Origin of the sequence: Oceanobacillus sp. FSL K6-0127 (assembly GCF_037983385.1) — a bacterium.
GTDB classification, from domain to species: domain Bacteria; phylum Bacillota; class Bacilli; order Bacillales; family Amphibacillaceae; genus Oceanobacillus; species Oceanobacillus profundus.
Map to the genome: position 1 here is coordinate 4,313,034 of NZ_CP150287.1, position 10,425 is coordinate 4,323,458.

Sequence of the window (10,425 nt, forward strand, 5' to 3'; positions counted from 1 at the left end):
ACTTCTTGTCACCACCAAACGGTACCATTATTCTTTATTTTCTACAGGCTTCTTTGAAGAATCCTGTTTATTTACTGGTTTTCTTATTTGTTTTACAACTTTTTTATTTGCGTTTCCAGTTTTACTTATTCCAAGTGATTCCCGATATGCAGCGACAGCCTCTTCCGCTGTTCCGTCAAAACGAACCTGTCCACGCTCCATCCAGATCCCTCTAGTGCATACTTTTTCCACAAAGTTCATACTGTGCGAAACGATAATAACCGCTTTTGCATGAGACATCATGTCTTGGATTCGTTCACTTGCCTTTTGCTGAAATGCCATGTCACCAGTTGAGAGTGCTTCATCAATAATAAATATATCAGGCTTCAATATAGCAGCTATGCTAAAACCAAGCCTTGATTTCATACCAGATGAATATTGTTTGACTGGTTTATCAATGGATTTTTGCAGACCTGAAAATTCTACAATTTCATCGTATTTGGCTTGTACTCTTTTTTTAGGTATCCCTAGAAGCATCGCATTCAAGAAGATATTATCTCTTCCAGATAATTGTGCATTAAATCCTGTTCCATACCCTAAAAGGGAAGAGGTTTCCCCTTCTAGTTGAATATCGCCCCGGTCTGGCTTCAAGATATTTGTCAGCACTTTGCAAAGCGTGCTTTTTCCAGCGCCATTATGACCGATAATCCCAACTACTTCGCCTTCTTTTATATCAAAATTAACATCCTTTAACGCCCAGAATGTGCCTGTATTAAGTTCATAGGAAATACCCACATTTGTAGCCCGAACAATTGTTTTATCTTTAACCGAGCTCTCCGTTTTGTTTAACTCCAGGCTTCGTTTGCGTTTAGGTGGCATAGGAACCGTTGCTTTATAATGTGCAATAATCTCTTTCGGATCGCCAATTTCTTTTACCACGCCCTGATTAATCCACATTAATCGATCACAATTTCGCTGTGCGTATCTGAGACTATGGGTAACAATAATTACCATCTTCGCTTGTTTAACAAGCTCCTTCATTTTTAGAGCCGCTTTTTTACTAAAGCGTGCATCCCCTGTATTCAACGCCTCGTCAAGGATAAGCACCTCTGGCTCCAAATGAGCAGCTACACTGAATCCGAGTCTTGCTTTCATACCACTGGAATAATATTTCATTGGCTGGTCAATAAAATCACCGATATCTGAGAATTCATGGATATCATCAATATAATGATTAATCAATGATTTACTGACTCCGAGCATCATGCCATTTAAAAAAACGTTCTCTCTTCCTGTCAGTTCTTTATTGAAGCCCATTCCAAACGAGAACAATGCAGTTACCTTGCCGTCAACTTGCATTGTCCCTTTATCCTGCTGCAGAATTCCGGCAATGATTTTACTTAATGTCGTCTTACCAGCTCCATTCGAACCGATGATACCAAGGATTTCCCCTTGGTGACCTGTAAAATCGATATCCTTCAATGGCCAGACTTTTTCTTTCTTCTTTTTCTCTTTTTTAGCGAACATGCCAAAAACACGTGATTTTATATCATCCTGATAGCCACGGTCATTAAAGGAAACACCTATATCTTTAGCAACGATAACATTTTCTGGCGATTCGTGCGTATTATGTTTCATTTGATCCTGCATGTTTACCCCTCATTTATTATAAATATGGCAGTATTATAATGCCTTAATAATTTTATGTTCGTTTTTACTGTAATAATAGATCATAAATGTTCCTACAATAATTGCGATCAAGAAAAGAATTGCGAGTCCAATTAGGTTTGGCGTTTGATGGTTCATTAATATATCACGATAAGCAGTAACAATAATCGCTACTGGATTATACACAATTAACGGTTCAAGCCAACTAGGAATTTTTCCACTGCTTAATAAACGTCCACCTTCCCAGATGATTGGTGAAGCATAGAAGAACATACGCGTTATATAGGTCATCAAATTCTCAATATCTCGAACAAATATCGTAATGAATCCGAGAACAAGCCCTAATGCCAAATGTACGGTTAATTGGATAACAATAAGAAGTGGCAGGTAAAAGACATGCCAGGTCGGTACTATGCCATAAATAGCAAGGAATAGCGCTATTACAATCAACCCAAATGCAAAATTAAATAATTGGGTTAGTGTAAAAGATAACGGAAATAACGCTTTTGGCAAGGACACTTGATTAATGATTGAGCTATATCTCAAAATTGATTTTGAGGAGGAGTTGATGCTTGTACTTATCCAACGCCAAGCAACTAATCCAATAACTAAGAATAGCGGATAATTCTCTTCCCCACGCCCTAATACGACTACTACTAAGAAGTAGTACACCAATACATTCAGTAATGGATCCAGCAACCACCAAAAATATCCCAAGTAACTATTCCGGTGTTCTGCTTTCAAACCGGATTTGACTAAGTAAAATAATAAATCTTTTCTTTTCAGCATTTCTTGCATATAATTTTTCATTATTCATGACACCGCCTAATATTTAAAACCTAAAAGCTTCGGTTCATTTCTCTATTTATTATAATTATATTCATTTTCTTTTTCAGTGAAAAATTTTATTATAATTTGATTTAACGCATTATAAATTTATTATAATTATATTTGAATAAACGAAAGGCTACCGCTTCGTTCTCCATTTAATAAGATCCATAATGGACCTCACTACATAATGCGCAAAGTACCATATACTTTTCGGCAGGCTTTGCTTTTCAATTTTCCTGAAAACATACCAGTTTCGTTTTGCAGCTTTCCACTTATTACTTGAGATTGAATTGCCGACAAGGCGGTATTCGGCTAATATTTCGGGAAGTCCATAAGCAAGGAAACCCTTTTTCGTAATGGTTAACCAATAAACATAATCCTGCCTTGTTCGGATATTGACCATTGTCAAATGACCAACTTTATCTCTGTCAAGCATAACAGTTAAACAGCCAATAACACATCGTTTCATTAAGTCATCATAATTAACGGATTCTGGTGTACTACTGACCGCATTTGTCTTCGTTCCATCCTCCAGGATTCGAACATACGTTGTGAAAGAAAAAGCGATATCTTTCTCTTGCATAAAATGAAGCTGTTTTTCTAATTTTTCTGGTAACCAACGATCATCACTATCAAGAAAAGCAATATAGCGTCCTTTAGCATTCTCCATTGCTGTATTACGTGCTACAGCTGAACCGCTATTCTCTTCCAGAACAATTAACTTGATTCGATTATCACGCTTTCTATATTCTTCCACAATCGTCGTTGTATTATCAGTGGAACGATCATCCACAATCACCATTTCCCAATTAGCGTACGTCTGATCCAAAACAGAATCAATCGTATCTCCGATAAACCGCTCTGCATTATAAGCAGGGGTAATTACCGATATAAGTGGATCTTGTTTCATCTAATCACCGATTCCTTCTTCCCGCATACTTTTCTCTTCTAAATCAAGTAATTCATGGTACCAGGAGATTAATTTTTGCTCTTCTGTATACCAGTTCAATTCCTCTGCAACAGCTTTTTTCCCATTTTCCCCCATACGTTTTGCTTCTTCAGGGTTATTTTTAAGATAAGAAATTGCCTTTTTTATCGCTTCATCATCATATGGGTCAACAGCTATTCCACACTGATAGGTTTCCATAAATTTTTCCCAGACAGGAAAGTTTGAACAGATTATCGGCAGTCCTGCATTCATATACTCAAAGAACTTGGTTAGTTCTTTTTTCATATAATGCTCTGTTGGAGGAAAAAGAGCTATCCCTGCAAGCCAATTTGTCTGTAGGTAGCGATCCTCAATAACTTCTTTTTCGATAAACTGATCGATTCCTTCAATTTTTAAGTTTGCTTTCTTATCTCCGGCTGCTTCGTACATTTTTTCTGCCAGGTCACTTGGACATTTACCTACGAAATGCATCTCAATCTCTTCATCAATTACCGGTATGCGAGCGTGAAACATTGCACCTCGTACAATGGACACATTTCCAGTATACAGGACTTTATTCTCTGCGGGGGTTTCACGTTTGCTATTTAAAAACTTTTCATTAACTGTCGGGTAATTTAGCACACACGTCCCCGTCGGATAAATATCCTTATAGTATTTTTCCGCAAGACATAATTCAAAGTTACGAGCAAAAAAGCGTTCCATTAATCTATAAACTGTCGCAAACATTTTTCTAATCGGCATTGCCATATAATCTTTTTGCAGAATGCTTGTAATGTAATCTTCATGAATATCATAAATGACGACATTGTTTTTATTTTTTAATAGCCATGCTATTGGCAAAAGCTCTGGATCATGAAAATGATAGACATCTGCGTTTATTTTTTTTGCTTCCTTATATGCTGCGAATGCCCCAACTGTCATTCTTTTTAATCTGCTTTTATATTTTTTTAATGGTATATGTTTTATCGGTTTATCTGTATTTGAATCCTGGTCGCCTGATTGAGCGATTAACGTCACATCAAAGCCGGCTTTTTGCAATGACTTACATTCTTTATGATAGATCCTTGGATCATATGGGTGGTGTACAGTTGTTAACTGAACAACACGTTTTGGAGTATGCATACTCCTTCAACTCCTGTTCAACTTTTAATACGTTTTATTTAGTGTTTTCATAAATACGTCTTCATATTGTTTAACAATCGTCTGTGCGCGGAATGTATTCACACGCTCCAGTCCTTTTTGGATAGCCTGCTCACGCCTATCAACTGTCCAGGTTAATGTTTCATAAATTTTTTCTGCCAGTTGTTCTGCATTCCCAATTTCACACATTAGCCCGTATTCCCCATCATTTAATACTTCTTCAGCTCCAGGATAAGCCTTCGTTGAAACGACAGGTGTCCCTGTTGCTAGTGCCTCTGAAAGAACATGCCCAAAGCCTTCTCGCTTGGAGGATAGTACGAAAACATCAGCATGTGCGAAATAAACATATGGATTCTGTTGAAAACCAAGGAAGAACACTTTATCAGCAACATCCATTCTATCAGCAAGTCGCTTTAGTTCATCCTCCAGTTCACCTTCACCAAGAATAACAAGCTTCACATCCAAGCGTCGACTTACATCGGCAACCGCTTTAATCAATGTCTGTTGATCCTTATCCTGAACCAGCCTTCCTGCAGTGATGATTACTTTTTCACTCCCAGTAAAAATGGTTTCATGTTCCTGTGGAAGTATTCCCTCTTTCATATTAATTCGAATACGTTCGATATCAACTGGGTTGTAAATAACATTTATTTTTTCCCGTTTTACCTTATAACGTTTTACAATATTCTCTTTTACACCGTGCGAGAGTGCGATCACGCGACTGGAAAGCTTGTATAAAAGCCCGTATAATCTTAATTTAAAATCAGCAGCAGGACTACCTCCCAAGAAAGCTGCTTCCCGCACGATATTTTTCGCACCAGAAAAAGAAAGAAGGTTTCCTAAAATGGCTATCGTGTTATAATTCGGTATCGTACTGAATACGATAGCTGCTTTTTCTTCCCGAATTACTTTTGCTAACGGAAGAATCGCTGATCTTAATCGTTTCGTCTTCAATTTAATAAATTTCACATCTTGATCTAAATATTTTTCATAGCTTCCATCGTATTGTAACGTAACAAGTATTGGAATGAATTTCGATCTATCGATATTATTTATAATGTTCAATAATGTTCGAGCAGCTCCACCGCCACCCATTTGGTAAATAAAAAATAAAACACGTTTCTTCTCCACGAGATCGTCATCCTTTTTTAAGTAAAGAAAGTATAAGATTTGGCTGGAAACATTTCTTGTACTGGAACAGCCACGTCCAACTCGTACGTCGCTAATCGGGCGCTTCCGCTTTTGCTCTCTTTCATTAATAGACCGAAAATACACTGAACGAATTATACCATAGCGGCAACAATAAATAAATTGTCGAAATCATTACAATTAAGGTGTCTTATGTACAATTTAATGTTACATTGTCCTTTTCTTGTAAAGGTATTTTAATATAATGTAAATTGATGTTAAAGTTTATTACAAAAAAAGGATCTGGTATGATAAACGCAGATCCTTTTTGTGGCTGTTATCTATTAATGATCTAAACTTTTCAGTTTTTGCTCCATATATGCCTTAATTTCATTATGTAAATCTGGTCGATTTAAGGCAAAATCAATGGTCGCCTGTACAAATCCTAATTTTCCACCAATATCATAACGTTCACCAGTAAAGTTATATGCAAGTACTTGTTCCTTTTCGTTTAACTTATTTAAGGCGTCAGTTAACTGAATTTCGTTATTTTTCCCTGGCTCTTGTTTTGCAAGAATATCAAAAATTTCAGGTGAAAGTATATATCTTCCCATAATTGCCAAATTAGATGGAGCTTCATCTTGGCTTGGCTTTTCAATTAATGATTCAATCGCTCGGACGGAAGAACTATTATCATCTGTCGTTAAAGGCTTAACAATGCCGTATTTTGATACATCCTCCATTGGTACATCGTGTACACCGATTACGGAAGATTGATTTTTATCAAACACATCGATAAGCTGCTTTAAACATGGTACTTCTGATTCCACAATGTCATCTCCAAGCAAAACAGCAAATGGTTCATTTCCTACAAAGCTGTGTGCACATCCAATCGCATGACCTAAGCCTCTTGGTTCTTTTTGTCGGATATAATGGATATTGGCTAAATTCGAAATAGACTTGACCATTTCAAGCATTTCGAAGTCCCCTTTATGTGCTAACTTTTCTTCAAGCTCATAAGACTTATCAAAATGATCCTCTATTGCACGCTTTCCTCTACCAGAAATAATAATAATGTCTTCTATTCCAGATGCAACTGCTTCTTCTACAATATATTGAATCGTCGGTTTATCCACAATTGGAAGCATTTCCTTTGGTTGGGCTTTTGTTGCCGGAAGAAAACGAGTTCCCAATCCCGCCGCCGGAATTATAGCCTTGGTTACTTTCATCTTATGCGCTCCTTCTATTAGATTAAATAGCCGTATATTAAGGTTCATATTAGTTTTTCATTTGCTATTGTTAGTTTATCATATCGCCACTTACTATCCAATTTTTCAATAAAAAAATGCAATAAATAGTCAAAATCTGTATAATAGTAATTGCTATACAAGTTCAATATATAGATGTATAGTAATTTTGATAAGCATATTGAAAGATAGTAGTGCAATGGATGAATTGAGAATAAAAACATTCCCCAGTTTATTAACCAGAAATCACTACTTATTTTAAAGCTTCATATGAATTAAACCAAACAGATAAAGGAAGGCAACGATACCATGGAATTGTTTAAGAAATTACAAGCAAAAGAAGAGAAAATTGCAGTTATTGGTTTAGGATACGTTGGTCTACCACTGGCAATAGAACTAGCTAAGAAATTTGATGTTGTTGGCTTTGATGTAAATAAGGCTAAATTGGATAAATATTTAAGCGGAATTGATGTAACAGACGAAGTTGGCGACGAGGCACTCAAAGAAACGAGCCTAAAATTCACGAGTGAAGAGGAAGAATTACAATCTTGTAAATTTCATATTGTCGCTGTACCAACTCCAATCAATACCGACAAGACCCCTAATTTAAATCCGGTGATTGGTGCAAGTGAAACCGTTGGAAGGAATTTAACCAAAGGTTCCATCGTCGTTTATGAGTCAACGGTATACCCTGGAACAACAGAAGAAGTTTGTATTCCAATCCTTGAAGAAGTTTCTGGTCTGGAATTTGGAACTGATTTTAAAGTTGGTTATTCTCCAGAACGAATTAATCCTGGTGATAGAGTAAATACATTAACAAAAATCACGAAAATTGTTTCTGGTTCGGATGAATCTGCACTTCGTGAAATAGCTAACCTTTACGGATCTATTATTGAAGCCGGTGTCTTTGAAGCAGAATCCATTAAAGTTGCTGAGGCAGCTAAAGTAATTGAGAATTCGCAGCGAGATATCAATATTGCATTTATGAACGAGCTTTCAATGGTGTTCAATAAAATGGATATTAATACAAAAGCTGTCTTAGAAGCTGCAGGAACAAAGTGGAATTTCCTTAAATTCACACCTGGATTAGTTGGTGGACATTGCATTGGTGTCGATCCATATTATTTCACCTATAAAGCCGAACAACTAGGATATCATTCGCAAATCATTCTTTCTGGCAGAAAAATTAATGATGATATGGGTAAATACATTGCAAGCAATATCATTAAGAAAATGATAAAAGCAAAGCAAGAAATCGACGGTGCACGCGTAGCTATTTTTGGACTTACCTTTAAAGAGAATGTACCAGATGTCCGCAATACAAAGATCATTGATATTATTACGGAATTAGAGGAATACGGTGTGGAGACACTCGTTTATGACCCTATTGCTGAGAACGAAGAGGTTTATAATGAATTTAACATTCGCTTAGTAGAGCAAGAGGAATTAACAGAGTTGGATTGTGTAGTATTTGCTGTTCCTCACAAGGAATTCCAGGAATCTTATAGTTTAGATAACGTGGAAGAGCTTTACAAAAATGATTCAAAAGTGTTAATTGATATTAAAAGCATCTTTGACAGAAAAGAATCAGAAGCAAGAGGATATCATTACTGGAGTTTATAATTTGATATTAAGAAAATCGGGAACCTTTGCAATGAACAAGGTTCCCGATTTTTTAATTTCGATTGTATTATTATCTATTTTTCACATTAACTTCTTCCTGACCTAAGATTAAGTAATTTAATTCCTTTTCAGGTACTTTATTAAATTGCTTTCGTTTCATCAAATAAAATATAATCCCAAGAAAAATCCATGCTGCCAGGGCGATCCTTGATTCAATACCTAAATATGCAGGTGAACCCGGAACCAGTAAAAGCCCCAGAAACACAAGACTCGTAAGCGATCCAATAAAGGAAACAACTTTTTTGAATGGTGAAACTGTGTTTAATTGTTCATTGAAATTAGCATCTTTTTTCCATTTAAATAATTTAAATGCAGTGAAACAAGTGTAAAAATAAGCTATCGTTACCCCTACTGATGACATATCGACCACCCAAAGCAATGCCTCTCTGCCAAACCATGGTGCAAACATCGCCAAAATCACAACAAATATAATACCAATATACGGTGTTTTATATTTAGGATGCAATTTCGAAAAGGTTTCTGGTAATATCTTCGCTCGTGACATAGCAAATAATAAGCGACTCGAAGAAAGAATAAAACCAATTAACCCTGTGAATATTCCCATCGTCAATGCTACGACTAAAATAGCCAAACCACCTATTCCTAATAGACTTTGAACAGCTGTCCCGGTTCCCCAAATGTAATTGCCGGCAACTAAACCTTGCCACGGCTCTGCCATGGATGTCGCAATTATCATCAAGCTATATAGTAAGAAAGCAAAGAATATCGCATAAATAATTAAACTAAATGCTTTTTTAGAGGAAAAATTAAATTCCTCTGCTGTTTGTGGTACTGTGTCAAATCCAACATATGCCCATGGTGCAATTGCTACAATTGAAATAACAGCTGCGAATGCAGTTGTTTCTGCTGGGAAAAATGGTTGCATATTAGCTATTCCAGTACCTGGCTGTATCCCAACTAATAGTGTTAAAACAACAATACTTATAACCATCACACAACAAAAGATAAACTGGATTCTGCCAGACATCCCTGTTCCTTTTATATTGAAATAGCCAAATACAATAAGCGCAATCGTTGCAATTATAATTTCTGTCCCATACACACTCCAGCCTGCAACATCGTAAAGATATATATTTTCAATAAGCTTCGGCAACGTAAACTTAATCATTAATGCAAATGCTGATGCATTGAGTGCCACAATACAAAGGTACCCAAACGTTAAAAACCAGCCACATATAAATGCATGTGTACGTCCCAGACTAACATATGTATATGCAAACGCTCCTCCTGAAACAGGAAAGCTTTTGATTAAGAAACCGTAGCTGACAGCTATCAGCATCATTAATAAACCACCAATACCGAAACCGATGATTACTCCAAGTGGACCAGCTGTAGACATCCACGTTGCAGGCTGAACGAATGCCCCCCAGCCGATTGCTGATCCTAAAGCAATGGCCCATACCCAATGTGGTTTTAATGATTTCTCTAATGTGGTTCTTTCATTCATACTTTTTCTCCTTTATTCGATTTGAATTTTTATTATGGGTTTTATTTTACCATTATTTATTATTACTCCCTAATCAAAAGCGGGAAAAATCCAATTAAGTAAAAAAACGCAATACTTTCTCATCAGATTTCATGGAGGTGTTATATTTATTTTGAGGTTAAAATTTTAATTTAGTTTGTCTAATTTTAAGGGCGCTAAACAAGCTCCTTCCACCATTCTACATCACTATACATAGTTCCCTGTCTATCCCAATTTTCGATTTGCTCCGTGTAATTGCAGTTCAATAATTTAGAGAAAAAGACCTAACCCTCACCTGTCGTACAATGTCGATT

The 10,425-nt window shown here is 36.4% G+C and carries 8 protein-coding genes; 1 reads left to right on the forward strand and 7 read right to left on the reverse strand.

The window, feature by feature from the left end:
* Positions 1–27: 27 nt before the first annotated feature.
* The 6 genes from MHH64_RS20940 to galU all read right to left on the reverse strand — a co-directional run bounded on the left by MHH64_RS20940 (position 28) and on the right by galU (position 6,924).
* Positions 28–1,629, reverse strand: a complete 1,602-nt coding sequence (locus MHH64_RS20940) for an ATP-binding cassette domain-containing protein (protein ID WP_251661612.1) — start codon at positions 1,627–1,629, stop codon at positions 28–30.
* A 33-nt stretch (positions 1,630–1,662) separates the two neighbouring features.
* Complete coding sequence (locus MHH64_RS20945; protein WP_251661614.1) at positions 1,663–2,457, reverse strand: ABC transporter permease; 795 nt, start codon at positions 2,455–2,457, stop codon at positions 1,663–1,665.
* A 157-nt stretch (positions 2,458–2,614) separates the two neighbouring features.
* Positions 2,615–3,388 (reverse strand): glycosyltransferase family 2 protein, encoded by a 774-nt coding sequence (locus tag MHH64_RS20950; RefSeq protein WP_251661616.1) that lies wholly within the window; start codon positions 3,386–3,388, stop codon positions 2,615–2,617.
* Positions 3,389–4,549, reverse strand: coding sequence for a glycosyltransferase (locus tag MHH64_RS20955; RefSeq protein WP_251661618.1), 1,161 nt, complete (start codon positions 4,547–4,549; stop codon positions 3,389–3,391). It abuts the gene before it with no gap.
* 24 nt (positions 4,550–4,573) lie between these two features.
* Positions 4,574–5,698, reverse strand: coding sequence for a glycosyltransferase (locus tag MHH64_RS20960; protein WP_251661620.1), 1,125 nt, complete (start codon positions 5,696–5,698; stop codon positions 4,574–4,576).
* A 341-nt stretch (positions 5,699–6,039) separates the two neighbouring features.
* Positions 6,040–6,924 (reverse strand): UTP--glucose-1-phosphate uridylyltransferase GalU, encoded by an 885-nt coding sequence (galU, locus tag MHH64_RS20965; RefSeq protein WP_095307880.1) that lies wholly within the window; start codon positions 6,922–6,924, stop codon positions 6,040–6,042.
* 327 nt (positions 6,925–7,251) lie between these two features.
* Between galU and MHH64_RS20970 the strand changes: the two genes are divergently transcribed.
* Positions 7,252–8,565: a nucleotide sugar dehydrogenase gene (locus MHH64_RS20970; RefSeq protein ID WP_340002401.1), complete on the forward strand. Its 1,314-nt coding sequence runs from the start codon at positions 7,252–7,254 to the stop codon at positions 8,563–8,565.
* Between the two features lie 70 nt (positions 8,566–8,635).
* Here the strand turns inward: MHH64_RS20970 and MHH64_RS20975 are convergent, their stop codons facing one another.
* Complete coding sequence (locus tag MHH64_RS20975) at positions 8,636–10,093, reverse strand: APC family permease (RefSeq protein WP_118888520.1); 1,458 nt, start codon at positions 10,091–10,093, stop codon at positions 8,636–8,638.
* Positions 10,094–10,425: the final 332 nt, after the last annotated feature.